Raw genomic sequence first — 22,931 nt, forward strand, 5'->3', positions numbered from 1 at the left:
GGAAACGATTCGATAACGACTTTTGTAAAAGCCCAAGAGTCTGAGAAAACACTATTTCTGGGGGTGGGGTGGTGGATTAGTGTGAGTGGTGGCCCTAAAGGAAAACTAAACATTTGAAAGATTCGTCTCAATGAAGCACGCAAGAAGTCGACTGGCGGTAGCGGCTTTCGCAGCACTTTTGTCCTTGGTGGCCCCGGTCGCTGCACATGCTGTCGTGGTTGGTCCGGGTGACCCGATTCGAACCCCCATGGAGGGAAGTCCGTGGGATGGGTATCGAAATATCAACTCGCCGATGTGTTCGGCGGGTGTTCCGGGGACGGTGACGGACCGCAACGGGGAGAAGCATCGGGTCATGTTGACCGCAGGGCACTGCCTGAATGATGCTCCGGATATAGGTCTGCCAATCGTCACTGGTGAGGTGTATGTGCCAACCACTGAAGGTGATAAGCGCATTGGTACCGCAGGTGCCCATCGTTGGGAATTGCCGCAGGAAGATGCCGGACTGGAGTCGTTGCCGGCAGGCTTTAATGGCGCGGACTACGGAATAATCAACCTGGATCCGGACGTAGAGACTACCGGTGCAAGTTACTCCATTGATGAAAATGGTCAGAGCTACGGGGAGCCGGTAGTGATGACTGGCATTCAGGACAATGAAGACCTGCCGCGTGGCGAAGTCTCCTTCGATAATCTTGGCAAGCCTATCTGCAAGGACGGTATGCGCACCGGACGAGCCTGTGGATATCAGGTATTCCGAGCTCGAAACGGCATCTGGACGGTTGGTATTGGCGTTGATCACGGTGACTCTGGCGGAAATGCCTACGACCCGACCACAAATGAAGTTATTGGCGTGAATTCGATGACCTTCGGTCCGGTCTCGCGTGTGATGCCCGCGGATATTGCCATCCAGGAGGCCTACGGTATTCCCGACGGTCAAGTAAACGACCACTTTGAGGTATCGGATTCCACGGCTCAGCGCGACTCCACCTATCGCACCCTCAACGAGGATATGGCGGCTGATCAGGAGTATGCCCGGGTGCAGGATTCGCAGGATTCACAGGAAGGTTCTGTACCGCAGCTAGTCGATCTCGTGGACCAGCTGCCACAGTTACCGCAAGTCCCTGAGCTGCCACAATCGCCCCAATTACCACAATTGTCACATCTGTCTGAGTCGCCTCAGTTGGCAGAAATTCAGCTTCCAAGCTTTGAGAGCTAGCACCAGTCTGAGAATCTGACAAAAATCACCCCCGAACCGTTAAGAGAGCCAGAATCATCCAAGGCGGATGGTTCTGGCTCTTGCATTGCTGTTGAGCAAACTTTTTGATGTCTAATGAGTGTGAAATGAAGGCGAATCACCGGTTCCTCGACTGAGAATTTCACCCTAGGTTTCATTTTTGGAGAGCTTTGTAAAGGTGTCCCTAATACACTGAGTGGGACAAGTTTTCTGTACAGAAATGGAGTAGCGCACACTATGGCCAGTTCGAAGAAGGTCGCCACACTCACGGCTGCACTGTCGGTAGCTGTAGGTGGCTTTGTGCCCGGAATCGCGGTAGCTGAGGCTGCACCGGCAAACTCGGATGTTGTCATCGGCCCGGGCTCGCCGTTGCGAATGCCGTTCCCGAGCAGTAAGAACATCGACGGACGGCATGTTCAGTCCCCGATGTGCTCTCTGGGAGTTCCCGGCACCGTTGTGGATCAGAATGGCGTTTCGCATCGTGTCATCATGACTGCCGGTCACTGTGTTGTGGCGAAGGATACTGAAACCGGCGAAGAGGTCACCGGCCAGTTCTTCATCCCAACCAAGGACGGCGACAAGCTGGTCAACAAGGACTACATGGGCACCGATGTCATGCCGGAAGAGAGCGACTTCGACGAAAACACCACTATGCCGGAGTTCTTCAACGAGCTCTTCAATAGCGGTGACTACGGCATCATTGAGGTTCAGGACGACATCAAGACCACCTCTATGTCCCACTCTGTGGATGAGTTCGGCAACGTCCATGGCGAGCCGGTTCAAATCGTCGGTATCGAGGACAAGCGCACTCTCGACCCGATGGAGATCTCCGTCGACAACTTCGGTGAGCCCGTGTGCACTGACGGTTCCCGTACTGGCCGCGGTTGCGGCTTCCAGGCCTTCCGTGTCCGCAACGGTGTCTGGGCCATCGCTCCGATTGACCACGGCGATTCGGGCGGAAACGCCTACAACCCAGAGACTCGCGAGGCCATCGGCGTTAACTCCATGGGTATTGGCCCGCTGAGCCGCTTCCAGCCGATTGACGTTGCTCTTGAAGAGCAGTACGACATCCCAGACGGCCAGGTTAACGAGCGCTTCAAGGTAGAGACTTCCACTGAACCGCAGTCTGAGTTCCGCACGATTGACGAGGACGTCCAGTACACCAACCAGCACGTCCCGCAGGAAGAGCCGGATCTGGGGCCGATTGGCGAGCTGCTCCCAGAGGGCGTTGAGGTCCCACCGGAAATTGCTGACATCATCTCGGAGAGCCCAGCTCTCCCGGAGCTGCCGATCCCGGAGCTGTCTGGTGCGACCGCTCAGGCAACACAGGCAGCCGACAGCATTTCCTCGCAGGCGAACCTGCCGAGCCTGTTCTAATCAGGTCACCGCAGTCTCGTAGATAGGGCGTTCGCTTTACGACGCTCCGTTTAACCCCCTATTCCGCCATGGTGGCGGGGTAGGGGGTTTGTGGCTTAAGGTCCTTAACTATGCAAAAGATAACCAGTGCTGCCGATTCGGAGGTCGAAAAGGTCAAGGCACTAATTCGTGATGCGGATCCAGAAGGGGATCGGTTTGCAAAGGTTTTTAGGGAAACCTATTACTTGCTATATAACGGCCAGAAAACAGGACGTTACCGCTGGGAACAGCTTTACAAGACTGAGAAGACCCATTTTGGAACATTGATCGAAATCGCTATCCGTCATGAGTTTGCGGAGATCATCGATGACGGCATACAGAAACATCTTGATTATCGGATCGCTGGAATCGACGTAGACTGCAAGTTTTCCATGAATAAGGGGTCGTGGATGATCCCGGTAGAAGCCGAAAACGAGATTATTATTGGACTGCATTCCTCTGATGAGGATTCCTGTTTCAGTGTTTGTGTTGAGCGAGCTTCGTCGGACAAATTGACGAAAGGTGGGAATCGTGATCGGAAGCGGACGTTTACTCGGTCAGCTCGATCTGGAATTGATTGGATCTTTGATGACGCTCCGCTGCCCATAAATCGATTGCTTCATTTGCCGGAAAGTGCTCGTGAGAAGATCTTCGCCAATCGATCTGGGCAAAAGCGAGTTAACGAGTTTTTCCGGCAGGCGCTCGGATTGGTCATCAATCGAGAAGATATTGCAACGGTGGCGAAACAGCGCGACTACATGAAGCGTGTGCGTGGCAATGGTGGTGCGCGTACAGCTCTGGCAGCTGAGGGCATAATTATCTTAACCGGAAAGTATATGCGGCAGATGGAAATCGCGGAGCAGTTGGCTGGTGTGAAACTGCGTTCCGATGAGTTGATTGCGCTGAGAGTTGTGTCGGTTACTGATTCTCATCGGGGGCGGGGCGCTGTGGAAATTGACGGTCAGTCTTGGCGAGTAGCTACGAGCACTGACCCGGTGGTACAGGCACCTATTTCATTCTGATCGGGTTTGTTGACCGTAAAATCAGTCGGGGTAGTAGGGTAGAAAGCGTTATTAAGCACGGTATCGAATGGATGTTCGAATTATGTCTCGTGGTGGATCCTGAGCATCGGGTAGCTTCCAGTTCGAAGAACCATTGGTTGGCGATGTAGGAGGTGGCGTTAGAGATGAGTGGATTCACATCGCTAGAGATTTGCGCCGGTGCTGGTGGCCAAGCTTTGGGGCTTGAGCAAGCCGGTTTCTATCATGTATGCACAGTAGAGAACGACCGAGATGCCTGTAATACGCTGCGTTTGAATAGGGACAACGATCTCGTTGCAGCAAAACAGCGTTGGAATGTTCGCGAGGACGATGTCCTCAACTTAAACGGTGCGGATTTCAAAGGCGTAGATCTAGTGGCTGGGGGTGTGCCTTGCCCACCGTTTTCAATTGCCGGAAAGCAGCTCGGGGCTGATGACGAGCGAGATCTTTTCCCAAAAGCGCTTGAGATTATTGCTTTGGCCGACCCGAAAGCAGTGCTCTTGGAGAACGTGAAGGGGTTGTCGCAACCACGGTTTAAGAATTACCGAGAGTCCGTTCTTAACGAACTCTATCGTCTTGGATATGAACCACATTGGCGATTAATTTATGCTTCGGAACACGGTGTTCCGCAACTCCGTCCTCGTTTTGTGTTGGTAGCTGTGAAACAGGAGTATGCTCCATTTTTCCACTGGCCTGAACCGCAAGGTGAAGCCCCGACAGTAGGTGAAACGCTTTATGCGGAGATGGCTTCGCAGGGGTGGCCAGGAGCGGAAAGTTGGGCAGCTCGTGCGAATAAAATTGCGCCGACTCTCGTTGGCGGATCTAAGAAGCATGGTGGCCCAGATGTTGGTCCTTCGCGTGCAAGAGAAGCATGGGCCAAGCTAGGGGTTAAGGGGTCGTCAATCGCGGAGTATCCGCCTGCCGCTGACGATCCAGTGGATCAACCTCCACGGCTTACAGTTGCTATGGGAGCTCTAATTCAAGGTTTTCCACCGGAGTGGAAAATTTCTGGAAAGAAAACTGCTGCCTGGAGACAGGTCGGAAATGCATTTCCGCCTCCTGTGGCAAGAGCATTGGGAACTTCGATTTCAAATGCACTAAATAAAAACACAGCACAGGTGCCGATTCAAGAGGTCATAGCTGTATAAGAGTCGAGTCTTTTATTGAAATCGGTCAACTGAGCAAGAAAGGACCGTTACCTTGTCAGCTTCCCGTTCGCGCGACCTGCTTCGTCGTAGAGCAAAGTGCGAATCTCAGCCAGACATTGCGTCGGGGGTGGGAAGCAAAGCACAAGGCCTAGGCCCTCAGCCGGGGGAATCAGACCGGACAAAGCAGCCGATTCCGCGAGAAATCTGGATCTTAGTCAGCGCTGCGTTCATCATTGCGCTGGGCTTCGGTCTGATTGCACCGATCTTGCCGCAGTACGCGCGCAGCTTCGATGTGGGGGTGTTCGCGGCCAGCTTCGTGGTCAGTTCGTTCTCCATTTTCCGGCTAATCTTCGCGCCGGCATCGGGCTCACTGGTAGAGAAGCTCGGATATCGGCGCACGTACCTAACCGGCATCAGTATCGTCGCGTTCTCGACTTTGCTTGTTGGTGTTGCGCAGACATATTGGCAACTGCTGGCGTTTCGTGCGCTCGGAGGCATCGGTTCGACGATGTTTACGGTCTCGGCAATGGGGCTGATTGTGCGGATTTCACCGCCGGAGATCCGCGGTAAGAGCTCGGCTGCCTACGGCACAGCCTTCCTGTTGGGCAATGTCTTTGGACCAATCATTGGTGCTGCGATGGGCGCATGGGGCATGAGGGTGCCGTTTTTCATCTACGGTGGCGCGCTGATTGTGGCAACGATTGTGGTGGGCATGTCGCTGAGTGCGGAGCATCTTCGCCACGTAGTGCCCAAGCGCACGACCCCGGTGCTGAAGTTCTCCGAGGCAATCCGCGACTCGGCATATCGAAGCGCGCTAATCGGAGCCTTCGCCAACGGTTGGTCGAACTTCGGCGTGCGCGTCGCGATTGTCCCGCTGTTCGCCGCGGCAACGTTTTCCCATGTCGGCGCACCAGAACCAGGCAGCGATGGGGCCGTAGCCGCCACTGCCACAGCTGGTTTCGCGCTGACGGCCTTCGCGCTCGGCAATGTTACGGCACTGCAGTTTTCCGGCCGTCTCTCCGACCGCATTGGCCGTCGTCCACTGCTCATCACAGGCCTGTTAATCAACGGCGTATTCACTGGCGCTATCGGATTTAGCAGCGGCGCCATGCCGCTACTGATTCTCTCCGTCCTCGCGGGCTTCGGCGCTGGCATGATCAATCCATCGCAGCAGGCCGTGCTTGCCGACGTCATCGGCGCCAACCGTCAAGGTGGAAAGGTGCTCGCCAATTTCCAGATGGCTCAGGACTTCGGAGCGATTTCCGGCCCGCTGATTGTCGGCGCAATTGTGGATGCCGCAGGGTTCAAGGCCGGTTTCTTTGTTTGCGGTGTCATTTCGCTGGTCGCAATGGTGGGTTGGATCTTCGGGCGCGAGACTCTACCAGCCCACTCGTCGAACAGCGGAGCCAAAGAAGCCGAAGCGAAAACAGCTTAAGCAGAAGCGGATTTGCTAGTTTCCTTGCCTTCATCGAGCTTTCGGCAAATAGCCACGTAGATAGCGCCAGTAATGTTGTGCACCACAGCGGCCACCGCGCCGGGAAGCGCTGCCTCCGGGGTAAAGAACTTCGCTGCCATACCGGAGGACAGGCCAGCGGACTGTGTGCCGACCTCCACGGCCACCGTGCGCTTGCCCGCAGTCGGCATCCCCACCAGCTGGCCTGCAAAGAAGCCGAGCACGTAGCCCAGGACGTTGTGGATGATCACAGCCACAAACACAATCAGGCCAATGTTCGCCAGGCTCTCAGCGTTCTTGGCCACGGCACCGAAGACCACGCCACCGATACCGAGAATGGAAATCCACGGCAGGATCGGGAGGATCTTATTAATAAACGAGTCGGCCACAAAGCGGATAATCAGACCGCCAATCACTGGCAGGAGGACTGTCTGGCAGAGGCTCCAGGCCATCCCGAGGCCGTCGACCTCCGTGTGCGCGTCGGCAAGCACGAGCATAAGAAACGGCGTCATAATCGGCGAGACCAGCGTCGACACACTGGTCATGGCGACGGACAGTGCGACATCGCCACGCGACAGGTATGCGATAACGTTCGATGAGGTGCCGCCGGGGACGGAGCCCAGCATGAGCAGACCAACAGCGAGTGCCGGGTTGAGACCGAGGGCTTTAGCCACGGCAATCGCTAGCAGCGGCATGATGACAAACTGAGCAATGACGCCGAAGAGAATCGCCAACGGGCGCTTAGCGACCTGCTTAAAGTCCGGGATGGTCAGGGTGAGGCCCATCGCGAACATGATGATCATCAGGAAGTACGTGATGTAATCCGTCAGCGGAGTAAACGGGGCGGGGAAGAAGAATGCCAGCGCCGAACCCGCCAAAATAAAGCCCGGAAACCCGAGAACTTCAATCATTGCCGAGAGCTTCGACGGCTGTGTATCCGGCTGCCCGCCATTCCCAGAAGTCTCCTCGGGAGAATGTGGTTTTAGCGGGGACTGCCGGGGCGAAGACGGCTGCGTTTCTGGTGCGTTGTTATTGCTGGACATTCTCTAGTGACCTTGGGTTTATACGTTGCGAAATTGCAAAAATCCGCCGAACGGTGGGTGTTCCACGGCGGAAAATAGCTGATATGTGTACAAACGTGTAGGGAAAATGTTAGCCACCTCACCCCGGCAAATTGCAAAATAGGCGCCCCGAAGTGGGTGCAATGTGCTCGCTTGACGACGGCCCCAGCGCCGGGCCTCATCCAAGAAATCGACCACCTTGTGTTGTGACCTTGCTGACGGGAAATGGTTTTTTGACCGACGGTGGCGTAGTCTGGGCAGTCGGTGTGAAATCCTGACGACAATGTCGCAGAGAATCTGGCAGCGGTATAAATTCGCTGGTGAAACGCTTGAGAGTGCATAGTGCATGATGGGCGCCCCTCCTCGGAAGTAAAAGCTGAATTGGGTTTGGGCGCAATTTTTCGAAGTATGTGCAAGAGAAGCGATGTCATCGCAATTCCGACGTGAGAGCACTGAAAACTAGAACGTAAATTGGGCGGGTCATGTATGTGCGACCCAACTGTGAGTAATCAACTGTTGAATATTGAATGTGCGGGCAAAAAGGCCCAGGAAGAGCCCCAAATGGCTAATAATGAAATGAATGGCAGCGTCGAGGAAAACCGTGAGGATCAGCGCGAAAACCAGCGCGAGGACGCAATTGTGAAGGCCGAGGATGTAGTGGCCGAGGAAGCACCGGTGGTCGAAGAGAAGGCCGCTGAGGAAAAGACCGAGAAGGTAGAAAAGACTGCCGAGGCCGAGAAGAAGGCCGAAAAGAACAAAGACGACAACGACGACGACACCGTCGGCTTCGATGAGCTTGAGCTGCCCGATGACATTGTCAATGCAGTTCGCAAGGTTGGGTTTGAGACTCCGTCCCCAATTCAGGCTGCAACTATCCCGACTCTGATGAGCGGCCGCGACGTCGTCGGCCTGGCTCAGACTGGTACCGGTAAGACCGCGGCGTTCGCGCTGCCGATTCTGGCTCGCATTGATCGCTCCGTCCGCGCACCGCAGGCGCTGGTGCTCGCTCCGACCCGTGAGCTGGCACTGCAGGTTGCGGATTCCTTCCAGTCGTTTGCTGATCACCTGGGCAAGATTCAGGTCCTGCCAATCTACGGTGGTCAGTCCTACGGAGTGCAGCTGTCGGGTTTACGTCGAGGTGCACAGATTATCGTCGGCACGCCGGGTCGTGTCATCGACCACCTGGAAAAGGGCTCGTTGGACATCTCCGACCTGCGCTTCCTGGTACTGGACGAGGCCGATGAGATGCTGCAGATGGGCTTCCAGGAGGATGTCGAGCGCATTCTTGCCGACACTCCGGATGACAAGCAGGTCGCACTGTTCTCGGCTACCATGCCGGCTTCGATTCGTCGCCTGTCCAAGCAGTACCTGACGGAGCCGGAAGAGATCACCGTCAAGTCCCAGACTCGCACTGCGGACAATATTCGCCAGCGCTTCCTGATGGTCAGCCACCGCAACAAGCTGGACGCGCTGACCCGCATCCTCGAGGTCGAGGAATTTGAAGCGATGATCATGTTCGTGCGTACCAAGCACGAGACCGAGGAGCTCGCCGAGAAGCTGCGTGCCCGCGGATTCTCCGCTGCCGCCATCAACGGCGACATCCCGCAGACTCTGCGTGAGCGCACGATTGATCAGCTCAAGGACGGTCGCCTGGACATCCTGGTGGCAACCGATGTTGCTGCTCGTGGCCTGGACGTTGACCGCATTTCCCACGTGGTCAACTACGACATTCCGCACGACACCGAGTCCTACGTCCACCGCATTGGTCGTACCGGCCGCGCTGGCCGCTCCGGCGAGGCACTGCTCTTTGTCACCCCGCGTGAGGGACGCCTGCTGCGCTCGATTGAGCGTGCAACCAAGTCGCAGCTGCACGAGATGAAGCTGCCGACCGTCGATGAGGTCAACGACTCTCGCAAGCAGAAGTTCGCTGATGACTTGACCGAGGCGCTTGCTGATTCGCAGGTTCCGGTCTTCCGTGAGCTCATCGAGGAGTACGCAGAAGAGCACGACACCCCACTGGTTGATATCGCCGCCGCTATCGCTGCGCAGGCACAGTCGGGCGACTTCCTAATGAAGGAACCGCCGCGTGGCCGTCGTAACGACCGTGACCGTGATCGTTTCGACCGCGACCGCAACCGTGGCCGCGATGGTCGCTCCCGCGGTGAGCGCGGTCAGGGCAAGCGCGCTGACCTGGTCGAATTCGACCGCGAGGGCACCGCAACCTACCGCATCAGCGTCGGTCGTCGCCAGCACGTCCGCCCGGGTGCCATCGTCGGCGCCATCGCCAACGAGGGTGGCCTGTCCTCCAAGGACTTCGGACACATCGACATCCGTGGCGACCACACACTGGTCGAACTGCCGGCCAACCTGCCGCAAGAAGTCATCAACAACCTCTCCGATACTCGCATCTCCGGCCAGCTCATTGGGCTGAAGCTTGACGACGGCACCTCGGTCGACGACAGCGATGACTACCGCGGTGGCCGTGGTGGCTACCGTGGCGATCGTCGTGATGGCGGCCGCGGTCGCGGAGGATACCGTGGTGGTCGCGGTCGCGATGACCGTCGTGGTGGTGGCCGTGGCCGTGGTGGCTACCGTGGAAACTTCGATGACGGTGACGATTTCGGTGGCCGTGGTCGCGGTCGCGATGACCGTCGTGGTGGCGGTCGCGGTCGCGGTGGCTACCGTGGTGGCCGTGATGACCGTCGCGGTGGTTACCGAGGCGGACGCCGCTAAACCTGCTAGGTGAGGTGAGCTGGGGGGGGGAGCGTCGTCAGGCGACAACCGACGACCGCCCTTGGCGCTGACCTAGAAAATAAAAAAAACTGCCGGTGCGCATGTACTTCCAAGCCCTAAAAGTCGGGCCGAAACGTACAGGCGCACCGGCAGTTTTATTGTGTCTGAGCGTGAGCTCTAGATGAAGAACATCAGGATGCCGGCGACAACCCACAGCAGGGAGAAGATGCCGGAGAACATAGCCAGCTGGCCCTTCTGCTTGTCCCAGTCGAGCTCTTCAGCCTTCTTGCGACGTTCGATGAACTCCGGATCGTCAGCGTCCTCGTCTTCGTCAGCGATGCCGAGGCCGGCCATCATCAGACGCTGACGCGGAATGACCAGGAAGAACAGCAGTGCCCAGGCGATGATAGCCAGCAGGATTGCGGCGTGCATTGCCCCGGACTTCATGTAGGTCGACACATCGGTGAACATGACACCGAAGCCGAGCAGCGGCACGAGCAGCGACCACATGCCGTAGGTGCGCGAAATGGCGTGCATGGTGCGCGCGGCGCCGACCGTTCCTGCCTCTCCGCCGCGGGCTGCAAGCGCGAGCTTCGGGAACATCGAAATTGCGACAGTCACCGGTCCAAGCAGCAGAATTGCCGCCAGGACGTGAACCATAAGAACTACGTTTTGCACGTATTACCTTTCCACGACTGAATGTAGGCCTCGCGTTCAAGCGAGGAGTGGCCTGGATATTTCTTTATTAAGACCAGTCCTTAACTTAACGTGCTCGCACTATTTTCTCTATTTCGTGCCTTTCCTCGCGCGGATTCCACACGCAGTGGCCATCGCCTTCCAGTCTGCCGACGATACGGGCAGGTCCCATTTAATGGCCACCGCTAAGTAACGATGCGAGTAGTCACACGCCTTCGCATCCTCGGGAAGCCATTCCGCCGGGCTGGCATCTCCTTTATCCCGGTTGACCGCGCTTCGCGTGGGCACGAGGTTGGTCTCGATATCGTTGGCAAATTGCCGACGCCTCTCGGGATCCCAGGCGTAGGCTCCGAAATCCCACGCCGCTGCCAACGGATAAATGTGGTCGATATCGACCTCATGCGCACCAACCGGGTCACCCGTGTAAGGGTCAGGGATTTCGCGCGGGGAGCCGTCGTCAAGCGAACACGCAGAGCCCCCGAACCACGCCGCCAACACTTTATGGCGTGTATTGCAATCGGCAGAACCTGCCCAGACGTCGAAGCGCTCGCGCTTGTATCCGGTGACGGTGGGGCGGTCGGCGACGACGCGTACGGTGCGCAGTTGCTTGACGACGGCTTCCGTCTCCGAGCCCGCGGGGGAGGAGGTGACGAGAACTCGCGTAAGTGCAAAGGATGAGACAAAGGCGGCGGTCAAGACAGCGGCTAGGATGGCAAATAAAAAAGGGCGCATACCTAGTTGGGCGCGAAAAATACTTTTTCGGTTCCCTTGTAGGTATGCGCCGGGGCTAGCCTGTGGGGCTAGCGGAGGCCAAGCTTAGATCGAAGCGTTAGACCAGAGCCTGCTTTGCTGCGTGGTCGAACTCTTCCTTGATCTTCTCATTCGGTTCCTTCGTGGCCAGCGTGACGATGATCATCACGACAGTTGCAGCGGCGAAGCCCGGGACGATCTCGTAGAGAGTGTCGCTGAGCGAGCTCATGCCCCATGCGAAGGAGACAACCGCACCGGTGATCATGCCGGCAGCAGCACCTGGCGTGTTCAGGCGCGACCAGTAGAGGGCGGCCAGCAGCACCGGGCCGAATGCCGAGCCGAAGCCAGCCCACGCGAAGCCAACCAGATCCAGAATGGAGCTGTTCGGGTTAGCAGCGATGATTGCGGCGATGATGGCGATCAGCGCGACGGCGACGCGGGAGAGAGCCATGTAGGTCTTCGGACGCAGGGACTTGTTGACCGTTGCCTTGAACAGGTCCTCGATTAGCGCGGAGGAAGACACCAGCAGCTGCGAGGAAATGGTGGACATGATTGCTGCCAGCACTGCAGTCAGAATCAGGCCTGCAATCAGCGGGTGGAACAGGATGCGGGTCATGTCCAGGAAGATGGTCTCGTAGGAAGACGCATCAGTGACCGAAGCATCTGGGTTCGTAGCGAAGAAAACAGTTGCGGTCAGGGCCACGAGGACCGAGCCGAGCATGCACAGTGCCTGCCAGCCAACGCCCCAGCGGCGCCCCTCAGTTGCGTCCTTTGCACTGCGCAGAGCCATGAAGCGGACGATAATGTGCGGCTGGCCAAAGTAGCCCAGACCCCAGCCGAGGAGACCGATAATAGTGATTAGCGGAATGCCGGCGAACGGATCGAAGAAGGTCTCAACCGGCTGTCCCTCGCTGCCCGGGTACGGGTTGTTAGCAGCAAAGCTGAAGATGTCCGAGAAGGAGTTGCCGTTGTTAATCAGGTAGATGATGCCGACAGTCGGAACCGTCAGCAGCGCAATGAACATGATGATGCCCTGCACCGCGTCCGTGTAGGAGACAGCAAGGAAGCCGCCGAACAGGGTATATGCGACAGTGATCCCCGCAACCAGCAGCATGCCGACGAGGTAGCTGCCACCGAACGTCGACTCCCAGTAGCGGCCACCTGCGACCATGCCCGAGGAGACGTAGAAGGTGAAGAACAGCAGAATAATCAGGCCTGCGGAAACGCGCAGCACCTTCGACGTATCGTGCAGACGGTTCTCCAGGAACGACGGCACGGTAATCGAGTTACGAGCAATCTTGGTGTAGCTACGCAGGCGCGGTGCGGTGAACTTCCAGTTCAACCATGCGCCTGCGACCAGGCCGATTGCAATCCAGGTCTGATTCAGGCCTGAAAGGTAAATCGCGCCGGGCAGACCCATTAGCAGCCAGCCGGACATGTCCGATGCACCCGCTGACAGTGCTGCGACGAACGGATGCAGACCGCGACCGCCAATCATGTATTCGTCATACTCTGCGGTCTTTTTCCATCCGGTCCAACCGATGTAGACCATCAACAGCAGATAAATGACTAGTGCGATGATGAACCATGTTTGTTGGTCCACAGGGCAACTCCTCATTATTTATTAGGCGTACAGTCGGACTCACGCACTGCCCAGCACGCCGGAAACAGTTTCCTGGCGCATCACTCAATTTCAATTGAGTCCGTCCGCTTGACGACGTTCACAGCGTCGCAGCAAAATCGAGCCAGAAAGTGGCCGACAGAAACAGCGGAACCTGCGATTCGCAATGAAACACAACTTCAGCTTCCAGGCTGTCTACGACAGTCAGCGGAGCCCACTGGCACTTGCGAACCATGGCAGAACTATTGCACGAGTCACACATTTTTAATTCTTGTAGCTCATACGACGTTTGCATGTGATGCGCTGCATTGCAAGATAAGAAGCGTTGAAAAAGGCTTTAAAAATCGGTTAAGTGCGACAAATTACCTGGGAAAAGGGGTATTTGGGTGGAGGTGAAGTAATTTTTGCAAGATGCATAATTCGAACACGCGTGCTAATTTTGTGGTGTGATGGAAAAGCTGCTCCGGGGTGCGTGGCAGAATCTTCATTGAAGAAATATCTGGTGGCGAAGTCGCCGGGTGATTAGACGGTGATGGCTGAGCAAGCAGTGGGGAGGAAGTAATGGGCCAAGTTGCTAAGTCAGCGGTGCCGTTGCTGCTGCACGCGGTCTGGAAGGATGATTCGGGTCTTCACCTATGGGTGGAGCGGCCAGAGGGGCACCGGATTATTGCGGACGTGGATTTGCTGGAAGTCCCGGCGCATCAGCGTCGGCTTTTTGCAGTCCTGGACCGGGGGAGTCGAGCGCAGCTGACCCTAAAACTGCGCACACCGAAGGGGCGGGCAGTAGAGAAAACGGTACCCACATGGGTGTTCCCGCCATGGGCTGCTGTGACAGCACTGGTGCAATTGCAGGAGGAAGTTTCCTCGGCGGCGATGGCGCCGGATCTTAGGTTCTTTGTAGATGTTGTACAGGGATTGGATGCTTTCGCACGCTCTGGGCGGGCACTGGTGGCGCTGACGTGGGAAGACAATGAGTGGTGGCCGACGTGGCGGATGTCGGAGGGGTTGAGTGAGATTGCCTGGCAGAGTCAGGTCATTTCCCGTACACCACCGGTGTTGATTGATAACGGAGGTGCCACGGTGGCTGAGGATTTCATCAATCGGATGTTTCATTGGGTCACCAACGCGCTCCTGGCCGATTTGGATGAACCGGCAGAACAGCGTCAGAGTTTCGTGCGGTCGTTGTTGCAGTCGGAGTCCCTGGGGCGTGCGACACCGGGGGTGGCGCAGTCGCTGGCAAAGTGGAGGCTGTCGGCCGATGGTGAGGATGTTCGCCTGCAGCTAATGGTGCAGGAACCCGTTGGTTTTGAAGGCCAGCTGGAAGACTTGCCGGATGTGGATCTTCCGCAGCTGTTGGAGTTGCGGGATCGAGCGGATGACGAAGGCGGCTCAGTAACTCGCCTCAATCCTCGTTCAGCTGCGGTGGAACATGAGACTCTATGGCCATTGCGGATGTACTACCGCATCGGTGTCGCAGCTCCAGAGCGCCTGAACCCAGAAATGTGTCGCCGGTCCGTGCTGTCGCTACTTCGCCCGCAGCTATTGGCTGCACAAGAGGCATTCCCGACGCTCAAATATGCGAAAGCAGCGGGCCACCCGGGCTTAGATCTGCTGCTGACCTCAGAGCAGCTGATAGAGCTTATGACTGATGGCATCTCGCAGCTGGCAAAGGTCGATATCGATGTGATGCTGCCGCCGAACTGGAAGTCAGTGGAGACCACCCTGCAGTTGCACACTGAAGTCGTCCAGTTAGATCCGACGGGGCCTGCTGGGCGCCGTTCGGAACCGAAACTCGGATTTGACCAACTGGTGGATTACGAGTGGAAGCTGGCCGTGGGGGATGCCGTACTGACGGAAGCGGAAATGCGTGAGCTCGCTGCATCGAGTACGGGGCTAGTGCATCTGCGAGACCACTGGGTGCACGCGAACCCAGAGGTAGCTAGAGAAGCCCTGAAGTTTTTGGTGGAGCAGACCAAGGCCGGGGAGGAGACCGGTAAGGGGCAAGCCACCCTGAAAGAGCTGGTCTTCGACGGTGGCTTGGAGTCTCAAGCTCCAGCAGCAGTGCCAGTCGCCCCCAGGGATCCCTCTTGGCTCAAGGCGTTGGTGTCGAAGTACTCAGACGGTTCCACGGCCCTCGCAGAGTCGGTCGAGGTGCCACCGAGTTTTGTCGGTGAGCTGCGGGAGTATCAACAGCGCGGTGTGGAGTGGCTGGCGGATATGTCCAACCGCGGCTTTGGTGTCATTCTCGCTGACGACATGGGGCTTGGTAAGACTGTGCAAATTCTGGCGCTGTTGGAGTATGAGCGCTGCCGTCGTCAAGCGGATGCGAAGGATCAAGAGCACAAGGCTTCGCTTCTGGTCGTTCCGACAGGTGTGCTGCGCAATTGGGCAGCAGAAGCGGCAAAGTTCACTCCAGAGCTCAAGGTTGGGCTGCTGCATGGTTCAAACCGTCCTCATGGTGAAGAACTACAGGAATTTATCGGGAAACACGATGTTGTTGTGACGACCTATGGTGTTGCTACCCGCGATGTGAACGAACTGTCCCAAGTGCAGTGGGATCATGTGATTGCTGACGAAGCGCAGGCAATTAAGAACCCCAACGCCCAGGTATCCAGAGCGCTGCGGAGCCTGGGCTCGCGGCACAACATCGCCATGACTGGTACTCCGGTGGAAAACGACTTGGGCGAGCTGCGCACCATCATGGATTTCTGTAATCCAGGCATGCTGGGGTCGGCGAATGCATTTCGCAACAAGTTTGCGATTCCCATCGAGCGTGATGGGAATGCGGAAATGCTACTGCAATTGCAGTCGATTACAGCACCTTTTATTCTGCGCCGACTCAAGTCGGATCCAGCTATTGCGCCGGACCTGCCCAAGAAGAATGAGCAGGTGGAGATGGTTCCTCTCACGACGGAGCAGGCTTTCTTGTATCAGGAAGCTGTGAAGGACATCGAGGACAAGCTCAAGCGCTCGAAGCGGAATCGCTCTGGCAACTTCGGGCGAAAGAGCATCATCCTCGGCGGCATCATGAAGTTGAAGCAGATTTGCAACCACCCAGCGCACTACCAGCACGACGGCTCAGGGCTGCTTAATCATGGGCAGCATCGCTCGGGCAAGGTTGCACGGCTGGAAGAGCTCGTCGATGAGATTGTCCAAAACGGTGAACGCGCGCTTGTGTTCACGCAGTTCGTGGAGTTCGGCAAGATGCTCGCCCCTCATTTCAGCAAGCGCCTGGGCGTGGACATTCCGTTTATCCAAGGGGCAATGACTCCGGCACAGCGCGAGAAAGTAGTGGCAGAGTTTAATGCCCCGGACGGCCCACCAATCATTTTGCTGTCTACTCTCGCGGCAGGTGTTGGCATCAACCTGGTTGCCGCCAACCACGTCATTCACATTGACAGGTGGTGGAATCCAGCAGTTGAAAACCAGGCCACGGACCGCTCTTACCGCATCGGTCAGCGTAAAGACGTACACGTGCACAAGCTGGTCAGTGTGGGAACGTTGGAAGAGCGTATCGACGAGCTGATTTTCGAGAAGGCAGAACTGGCGGATGCAGTTGTGCGTGCTGGTGAAACCAAGCTGACGGAGATGGACTTTCACCGTTTGCGGTCTCTGTGGCAATTGGACAAGGACAAGATTCAGGCACTGCGTGAATCGATGGACGCAGCGGAGTCAAAGTCCGGTGGGACGGTGACTGATGGGGTGAACCCGGAGGGCACGGCATCGGACTCCACAACCTCGGATGACGATTCGATTCCCAACAATGTGACCCCGTTTAGAGTCCAGAAGAGGTGGTACTGATGGCCGGTGACGGAGACGTGACATGGGGCGACAATGTCATCTTTGCCGAGTTTGGCAAGGGGCCCTCTGGAAAGCGTGGTCGTAAAAGGACTACGGCGCGAAGCGCGCCAGCAACCAGCTCGACGATTGAAAAGCTCCTGGCCACCCAGGACTGGGCTGGTGCATTTACCGGACAGCAGCGACGTGGAACCGCAGCGCGCGTGGCGGTCGAGCCACGTACTACTTTTGCCCGGTGGGTGTGGGAGTTCATCATCCGTGGCGCTGATTCGGGTCGTGTTCACAGAGGTGAGAAGTACAGGTTCGACGGCAATGTGCTGGGGCTTCGAATCGCGGATGGCTACATCATCGGTGAAGTGCAGGGCAGCCAGCCGGAACCATTTTCAGTCTTTATTCGGTTCCCACGGCGGGAGCAGAAACAAACTGACGACGTACTGCGGTGGTTGGTGAACAATCCGTCGGCCTTCACAGAGTTTGAGCACGGCGAGTTGCCGTATGAGCAGATGGAAATGCTGTTGTGCGATGGCGAAGAGCACATTTACAGCGAATGCACCTGCCCGGACCCGGCACCTGTGTGTAAGCACACCGTTGCAGTTGCCGCTCAACTTGTCGCTGATATCGACCGCGATCCGCTGTCGCTACTACAGCTGCGCGATTATCCGCAGCGCGAATTGCAACGCCGGCTTCAGGAACTAACACAGCTGCGAAACCGGACTGCGCCGAAGCGCCTCGGGCTTGGTGGCGCGGTTCGGGAGAATCCCAATAAAACCGCCCAGAAGTCGAATGACGCTGGTGGAAAAGATAGCGGTGACAACGAGCAGAAGAAGGTTGCCGAACTTTTCGCTGTCGAAGCCGATTACTGGGGCAATGACTTGGAACGAGTCAATGTTCCTTCGCTCGAGGTTATTGACCCACTAACAGTTACCGACCGCAGTTTGCTGCATGAAGCATTGCAGCCAACCTGCGTAATTTCGAGAGAGACCATTCGTGCAGTCGCCGATTTGGAAGATTGTTGGCAACATCTGCAGGAATCGCTGAGCCTGGGACAAAAGGAGCGCTAGTCATGAAATTCATTCACACCTCAGATTGGCAACTGGGAATGACTCGGTGGTTCCTAGAGCTCGACGGCGGTGAAGCCCAAGCTAGGTTCCACGAAAGTCGCCTCAACGCCATCGATCGCATCGGCGAGTTGGCGACCAGCGAAGGCGCTGAGTTCATTGTCGTCGCTGGAGACGTGTTCGATTCCAACACATTGCCGGACAAGGTGTTCTTGCGGGCTCTTGAGCGAATCGCCAAGCTACCCGTGCCGGTGTATCTCCTACCCGGCAACCATGATGCGCTTGATGCTTCTTCCATTTATCGACGTAGTGCTTTCGAATCTTTGGAAGACCGAGGAGTTTACGTAATTCGCGACAGCGCGCCCATTGCCATCCGTGACGGGGTGGAACTCATCGGCGTGCCAGTGCGCGGCAAGTATTCGGCAGACGACATCGTGGCGGAAATAGCCACGGAGCTTGAGCCCGCCGATGGAATCCGAGTGATGGTCGCACACGGCCAAGTAGAAGGCTTTGGTGCTGATGCAGGAGCCACCATTGATCTGACCAGCTTGGAACAAGCTATTGAGCGCGGGGCGTTGCACTATGTTGCGCTGGGGGATTCCCACTCCACGAGCCAACTCGATCATGCTGGCAGAGTTTATTTCTCCGGCGCACACGAAACCACAGCGTACGACGACAAAGAACGGGATTCCGGCAATGCACTCGTCGTCGACATTGTAGAGAGCGGCCCCGAAAAGGGCTCAGTTACCGTGGCCTCCCACCGAGTGGGGCAGTGGGCTTTTCATGCCATTGACATGGATATCACTGGCGCGGAAGACCTCGATGAGTTCTTTGCTGAACTGGACGGTATCGAGGCGAAGACAGACACAGCGGTGAAGTATTCATTGCGAGGAACCGTGACACTGTCGGAGTCGACTACCTTTGAAAATCGACTTGAGCAGTATCAACAGCTTTTCGCTGCACTTTATCGCCGGGAAAGTGGTTCCGATTTGACGGTGGTTCCGTCCGAGGGGGATATCTCTAATCTCAATCTCACCGGTTATCCGCTCATAGCTGCAGAAAAACTAACGGTCTTGAGCAAAGGGCGAACCGAGAGCGGCAGCCCGCTATCAGAATCTGAAACCACCGCAGCAGCCGATGCGCTTCGCTTGCTGGCGCGCCTGGCCGGAGAGAAGGAATAAATCATGCGTTTTCACGACATCGAATTACACAATGTACGTGCGATTGATTCACTCTCAATCACAGGGCTAGCCGAGCGGGGCGTGGTAGTGATTTCCGGTGAAAACGAGTCGGGTAAGACGACAATCGCCAAAGCTATTCACGTTGCGCTGACGACAAAATGGAAGTCCAGGTCAAGCGAAGCGCTTAGTCTGAACAGTCACTCCAGCCAGGAAAAGCCGCAGGTTAAGCTCCGGCTGGAGCTTGACGGCTACGAATTTACGCTGGACAAGATCTTTGGTAGCACCAAGGACACCGGCACAATCGTCACCGTCCACTCTCCGACAGCCGAGGTTCTTAAAGATGACCAGGCGGAAGAGTGGCTGGCCGCCCGAATGCACAATGCAGACACCAAGAACCTGTGGCAGGTTTTCGTTGCTGAACAGGGACAAGCGCAAAAGACACTCTCCTTGGGCGGTTATGCGCAGGTCACAAGCGCACTGCAGTCGGCATCGGGGCAGCGCGCGGAAACCGCAGAAGAGGTAGGTCTGTTTGAAGCCGTTGAAGCTGAATACGGCAACTATTTCCAAAAAAATGGCAAAGAGCGCAAGCAGCTTACCGACGTAGACAAGGAGCTGGCGGAAGCCCAGCAGGTGCGCGACGAAGCGGCGAAAAAGGTCCGAGAATTCGAAGCGCTCAATGAGGAAGCTGCTCGTAATGAAGAAAGCCAACACACGCAGCGGGCATCGTTGCCAGAAGCCAAAAACGAAGTCGAGCATTGGGCGCAGGCACTCGAAGAACTCGAAAAGTTCAGGGTTGCCGTGTCCCAGGCACAGGAGGTCTCCGCAGCGGCGAAGCAGCAGCTGGACTTAGCTAAACAGGCTCAGCAAGAGCGGGAAACCTTCATTCAGCAGGCACAAGATGCCAAGGACCAGCATTCCGTCGCAGAGAAGAGAGTTGCTGAACTTAAGGAAGCGTTCGATAAGGAGGTCGCAGCTTTAAAGAAGGCGCAGGAAGATCGCGATGCGGTTGTAAACACGTACCGCGAAGCTCGAAAGGCAGAAGAACTGGCCGCAGCTGAAGTTGCATTGGGAGAGAAGCGCGGTTTGGTTGAAGCCCTGTCGAAACGAGTGGAAAAACTCGATGCGCTCCGCGCGCAATTGGCAGAGCACAACGAGGTAATTGCTCGGAATTCCGTTACCGAGGAGGTAATGGAAAAACTGTTGACCTGCGAACGCGAAGTTGCAACAGCCACCGCTGTGCTGGAGGCGTCGAGCCCGAGTGTGCAGCTCTCGGCTAGTAGCGCGCAGGAGGTCACGGTCGAGGGCGAGAAAGTGGGGCTAGCTCCGGAGGCTGAGACAGTTCAACGGGCGGTAACTAAGCCATTGGCCATCGAAGTCGGCGACGTCACGGTTGCTATCCAGCCCGGAGACGGCTCAGATTCGCAGCAGCGCAAGCTAGAAAAAGCAGAGACATCGCTCAAAGAACAGCTTGAGGCGGCAGGCGCTGATTCTGTCGCGGAAGCACAAAAGGCACACACACGACGTCGTGAAGCGGAAAAAGCAAAATTCCAGGTGGAGACATCCATAACTGCGGTGTCCGACGGCGTGGAGTATCACCAGCTCACAGCAGAGTTGGACGATGCGAAGGAAGAAGCACGAGTACACGGCGAGCGGTATCGGGAACTTGCGGGCGAGGAAGCGCCGACGGAGATTGACTTGGTATCGGCAAAGTCCCGGCTGGAAGAAGCTGCAGTGGGGCGTAGGGATGCCGAGTCGGAGCGCGACAGTGCTGATATGCGCTTGTCGAAGCTGGAGAAGCGTCCTGCATACGCCAACTATACGAAGGCCAGCAGCGAGCTTGAAGGGGCTCGGTCCGTTCTGAAGGTCCGCGAAGATTCGCTCACGGCGACGCGAGAAAAAGCCTCGGACGCCGAGATCTTTGCTGCGGTGGAAAACCGAGGCAAGGACTATGAGGCGGCAGAAGAGCAACTGGCTGCGGCTCAGAAGGAGCTGGCGCAGCGGGATGCCGACGACGTGGAAGCATCGCTCGCGGGCGCTAAGCAGCGACGGGATGCAGTTGAGAATCGCCTGGCTGAGCTGGAAAAGCGTCGGCAAGAGATTCGGGTGCACTTGGACTATTTCGACAGCGCGAATGAGAAACTGGCAGCAGCTGAGGGAGTAGTGGAGCGAACACAGCGAGATCGGAATTCAATGCGTCGACGTGCAGCTGCCGCCAAGACTCTCATGGAGGTAATGACACAGGCACGCGTGGCATCGCGGAATGCGCTGGCTGACCCCTTGCTGCGCAAGCTCGAAGAGTACGGTGGCGGTGTGTTCGGTGCGGGAACTCAGTTCACGATGAATGAGGACTTGCAGATTGAGTCACGGTCCAATGCCGATGGCAAGTTCGATGTCGATGAGCTATCTGGTGGAGCGCAGGAGCAGCTGGACATTCTGCTGCGCTTGGCCGTTGCCGGTGTCATGGAGGGCGGGCAGGGCGCTCCGGTGATTATTGATGATGCATTAGGTTATTCAGACGAACACCGTTTGCGGCGGATGAATAATGCTCTTGCCAAAGCGGGGCGCGATATGCAGGTATTAGTCCTGACGTGCGATGAAGCCCGCTTTGATCGTGTGACAGGAGCGGAGTTTATGAAAATTCAGGATTTGGTTTCAAGATAGTAGGCTCTGTACATATGCAAGATGTTCCGTGGTTAAGTGATGAAGAGCAGCGGTTATGGCGCTCAATTCTGAACGCTAAACGGGCCGTTGACAGGTCAATCGACCTTCAGCTGCAAGATTCTCTCGATATTTCCACTGCAGATTTTTCGGTTCTGGTTGTTCTCTCCGAGACTGAAGACAATGTAGTGCGCATGCGCACCCTGTGCGAATCCCTGGAATGGGACCGCAGCCGAATGTCGCATCAAATTACTCGCATGGAGCGACGCGGGCTAGTAACTAAGGAACGCTGCGCCTGCGATAACCGTGGTATTGATGTCACGCTTACTGAACACGGTCGAACCGTGATTGAGAAGGCGGCGCCGAACCATGTGAAGCTTGTGCGCCATGTTTTGTTTGATGTGCTCGGTGAGAATATCGACTATCAGGGGATTTCCGCTGTGCTCGATAAGATTGCAGAGACCGCCAATGCTACGGTCACCGATTCAGTCGACGGAAAAGCAGAGTAGCCAGAAGTTTTTTGTGAGTGTTTTCTCATTTGTCTCCGCTACGAGGCTCTCACCATTAGCCTAGAGCAGTATGAACTCATTTGAATGGCTGAGTGATGATGAACAGCTCTTTTGGCAGTCGATGGTAGCTGCTTTTCGCGAGGTAGAGCGCAATATCGAGCGAAGCCTACGCACTCGAACCGGGCTGACGTTCGCGGACTTTACCCTGCTCATCGCTCTGCATGAGGTAGAGGATGGGATTCTGCATGTTGACAAGATTTGTGATCGACTGAAGTGGAACCATCCCCGCGCGCTGCTGCATACCAACAGGTTGGAAAAGCGCGGATTTATTCACACCGAAGACCACGGCGAAGACCCGGACTCGGATTATGTCGTCGTCTTAACAGGCGTTGGTCGGCACGTGTTTGCCGAGGCGGCGCCGGATTATGTAGACACTGTTCGCCAGGAAGTTATTTCACCACTTGCTAATGAAGACCGCGAAGTGATGCTGAGGTGCTTCCAGTCGGTTCTCGAAAGGAAGTAAGACTTCCACGCCCTGCTAGTAAAACAACCACTAGCAGGGCGCTTTTTTCTCTACGTTTCAAGCTGTAAGGTAAGGC

General features: G+C 56.5%; 17 protein-coding genes. 12 read left to right on the forward strand and 5 right to left on the reverse strand.

Features of this window, described 5'->3' with window-relative positions:
• Positions 1–130 precede the first annotated feature (130 nt).
• From HMPREF2787_RS03765 to HMPREF2787_RS03785, 5 genes are all read left to right on the forward strand, one after another.
• Positions 131–1,213, forward strand: coding sequence for a S1 family peptidase (locus tag HMPREF2787_RS03765; RefSeq protein WP_246824187.1), 1,083 nt, complete (start codon positions 131–133; stop codon positions 1,211–1,213).
• Positions 1,214–1,468: 255 nt separating this feature from the next.
• Complete coding sequence (locus HMPREF2787_RS03770; protein ID WP_070603707.1) at positions 1,469–2,608, forward strand: trypsin-like serine protease; 1,140 nt, start codon at positions 1,469–1,471, stop codon at positions 2,606–2,608.
• A 110-nt stretch (positions 2,609–2,718) separates the two neighbouring features.
• Entirely contained in the window at positions 2,719–3,648 is a 930-nt protein-coding gene (locus tag HMPREF2787_RS03775) for a NaeI family type II restriction endonuclease (protein ID WP_070601566.1), read from the forward strand.
• 164 nt (positions 3,649–3,812) lie between these two features.
• Positions 3,813–4,814, forward strand: coding sequence for a DNA cytosine methyltransferase (locus HMPREF2787_RS10845; protein ID WP_005509735.1), 1,002 nt, complete (start codon positions 3,813–3,815; stop codon positions 4,812–4,814).
• A gap of 52 nt (positions 4,815–4,866) precedes the next feature.
• The gene (locus tag HMPREF2787_RS03785) at positions 4,867–6,249 is read left to right on the forward strand and encodes an MFS transporter (protein WP_070858432.1); all 1,383 of its coding nucleotides are present in this window, start codon (positions 4,867–4,869) and stop codon (positions 6,247–6,249) included.
• On the opposite strand, the gene HMPREF2787_RS03790 is transcribed toward HMPREF2787_RS03785, so the two are convergent.
• Positions 6,246–7,178, reverse strand: coding sequence for a bile acid:sodium symporter family protein (locus tag HMPREF2787_RS03790; protein WP_070858433.1), 933 nt, complete (start codon positions 7,176–7,178; stop codon positions 6,246–6,248). The genes HMPREF2787_RS03785 and HMPREF2787_RS03790 overlap by 4 nt on opposite strands.
• Before the next feature lie 711 nt (positions 7,179–7,889).
• On the opposite strand from HMPREF2787_RS03790, the gene HMPREF2787_RS03795 reads away from it, so the two are divergent.
• Positions 7,890–10,061 carry a DEAD/DEAH box helicase gene (locus HMPREF2787_RS03795; protein ID WP_083326652.1) on the forward strand — a complete coding sequence of 724 codons (2,172 nt, stop codon included), beginning with the start codon at positions 7,890–7,892 and terminating at the stop codon, positions 10,059–10,061.
• 177 nt (positions 10,062–10,238) lie between these two features.
• On the opposite strand, the gene HMPREF2787_RS03800 is transcribed toward HMPREF2787_RS03795, so the two are convergent.
• The 4 genes from HMPREF2787_RS03800 to HMPREF2787_RS11360 form a co-directional block, all read right to left on the reverse strand.
• Positions 10,239–10,739 (reverse strand): hypothetical protein, encoded by a 501-nt coding sequence (locus HMPREF2787_RS03800; RefSeq protein WP_049172012.1) that lies wholly within the window; start codon positions 10,737–10,739, stop codon positions 10,239–10,241.
• Positions 10,740–10,847: 108 nt separating this feature from the next.
• Positions 10,848–11,489: an HNH endonuclease family protein gene (locus tag HMPREF2787_RS03805; RefSeq protein ID WP_070858435.1), complete on the reverse strand. Its 642-nt coding sequence runs from the start codon at positions 11,487–11,489 to the stop codon at positions 10,848–10,850.
• Positions 11,490–11,586: 97 nt separating this feature from the next.
• A complete protein-coding gene (gene putP, locus HMPREF2787_RS03810) occupies positions 11,587–13,110 on the reverse strand; it encodes a sodium/proline symporter PutP (RefSeq protein ID WP_070858436.1) in 1,524 nt (507 codons plus the stop codon).
• A gap of 118 nt (positions 13,111–13,228) precedes the next feature.
• Complete coding sequence (locus HMPREF2787_RS11360; protein ID WP_255468811.1) at positions 13,229–13,363, reverse strand: hypothetical protein; 135 nt, start codon at positions 13,361–13,363, stop codon at positions 13,229–13,231.
• A gap of 326 nt (positions 13,364–13,689) precedes the next feature.
• Between HMPREF2787_RS11360 and HMPREF2787_RS03815 the strand changes: the two genes are divergently transcribed.
• The 6 genes from HMPREF2787_RS03815 to HMPREF2787_RS03840 all read left to right on the forward strand — a co-directional run bounded on the left by HMPREF2787_RS03815 (position 13,690) and on the right by HMPREF2787_RS03840 (position 22,855).
• Complete coding sequence (locus tag HMPREF2787_RS03815) at positions 13,690–16,929, forward strand: DEAD/DEAH box helicase (protein WP_070858437.1); 3,240 nt, start codon at positions 13,690–13,692, stop codon at positions 16,927–16,929.
• Entirely contained in the window at positions 16,929–17,987 is a 1,059-nt protein-coding gene (locus tag HMPREF2787_RS03820) for a hypothetical protein (RefSeq protein WP_070858438.1), read from the forward strand. The genes HMPREF2787_RS03815 and HMPREF2787_RS03820 overlap by 1 nt, the downstream gene beginning before the upstream one ends.
• A 2-nt stretch (positions 17,988–17,989) precedes the next feature.
• Complete coding sequence (locus HMPREF2787_RS03825) at positions 17,990–19,165, forward strand: metallophosphoesterase family protein (RefSeq protein WP_049190081.1); 1,176 nt, start codon at positions 17,990–17,992, stop codon at positions 19,163–19,165.
• Positions 19,166–19,168: 3 nt separating this feature from the next.
• Entirely contained in the window at positions 19,169–21,826 is a 2,658-nt protein-coding gene (locus tag HMPREF2787_RS03830) for an ATP-binding protein (protein WP_070858439.1), read from the forward strand.
• A gap of 14 nt (positions 21,827–21,840) precedes the next feature.
• Positions 21,841–22,332, forward strand: coding sequence for a MarR family winged helix-turn-helix transcriptional regulator (locus HMPREF2787_RS03835; protein WP_070595719.1), 492 nt, complete (start codon positions 21,841–21,843; stop codon positions 22,330–22,332).
• A gap of 70 nt (positions 22,333–22,402) precedes the next feature.
• The gene (locus HMPREF2787_RS03840) at positions 22,403–22,855 is read left to right on the forward strand and encodes a MarR family winged helix-turn-helix transcriptional regulator (RefSeq protein WP_070437896.1); all 453 of its coding nucleotides are present in this window, start codon (positions 22,403–22,405) and stop codon (positions 22,853–22,855) included.
• Positions 22,856–22,931 lie beyond the last annotated feature (76 nt).

It is taken from the genome of Corynebacterium sp. HMSC061H03 (genome assembly GCF_001838215.1).
GTDB lineage: Bacteria > Actinomycetota > Actinomycetes > Mycobacteriales > Mycobacteriaceae > Corynebacterium > Corynebacterium jeikeium_D.

Excerpts from the sequence above, each read along its gene's own strand:
- HMPREF2787_RS03820 (WP_070858438.1), top strand. The coding sequence starts at position 16,929 with ATGGCCGGTGACGGAGACGTGACATGGGGCGACAATGTCATCTTTGCC.
- HMPREF2787_RS03815 (WP_070858437.1), top strand. The coding sequence starts at position 13,690 with ATGGGCCAAGTTGCTAAGTCAGCGGTGCCGTTGCTGCTGCACGCGGTC.
- HMPREF2787_RS03770 (WP_070603707.1), top strand. The coding sequence starts at position 1,469 with ATGGCCAGTTCGAAGAAGGTCGCCACACTCACGGCTGCACTGTCGGTA.
- HMPREF2787_RS03790 (WP_070858433.1), bottom strand. The coding sequence starts at position 7,178 with ATGATTGAAGTTCTCGGGTTTCCGGGCTTTATTTTGGCGGGTTCGGCG.
- HMPREF2787_RS03805 (WP_070858435.1), bottom strand. The coding sequence starts at position 11,489 with ATGCGCCCTTTTTTATTTGCCATCCTAGCCGCTGTCTTGACCGCCGCC.
- HMPREF2787_RS03840 (WP_070437896.1), top strand. The coding sequence starts at position 22,403 with ATGAACTCATTTGAATGGCTGAGTGATGATGAACAGCTCTTTTGGCAG.
- HMPREF2787_RS03830 (WP_070858439.1), top strand. The coding sequence starts at position 19,169 with ATGCGTTTTCACGACATCGAATTACACAATGTACGTGCGATTGATTCA.
- HMPREF2787_RS03795 (WP_083326652.1), top strand. The coding sequence starts at position 7,890 with ATGGCTAATAATGAAATGAATGGCAGCGTCGAGGAAAACCGTGAGGAT.
- HMPREF2787_RS10845 (WP_005509735.1), top strand. The coding sequence starts at position 3,813 with ATGAGTGGATTCACATCGCTAGAGATTTGCGCCGGTGCTGGTGGCCAA.
- HMPREF2787_RS03825 (WP_049190081.1), top strand. The coding sequence starts at position 17,990 with ATGAAATTCATTCACACCTCAGATTGGCAACTGGGAATGACTCGGTGG.
- HMPREF2787_RS11360 (WP_255468811.1), bottom strand. The coding sequence starts at position 13,363 with ATGGTTCGCAAGTGCCAGTGGGCTCCGCTGACTGTCGTAGACAGCCTG.
- HMPREF2787_RS03775 (WP_070601566.1), top strand. The coding sequence starts at position 2,719 with ATGCAAAAGATAACCAGTGCTGCCGATTCGGAGGTCGAAAAGGTCAAG.
- HMPREF2787_RS03765 (WP_246824187.1), top strand. The coding sequence starts at position 131 with ATGAAGCACGCAAGAAGTCGACTGGCGGTAGCGGCTTTCGCAGCACTT.
- HMPREF2787_RS03835 (WP_070595719.1), top strand. The coding sequence starts at position 21,841 with ATGCAAGATGTTCCGTGGTTAAGTGATGAAGAGCAGCGGTTATGGCGC.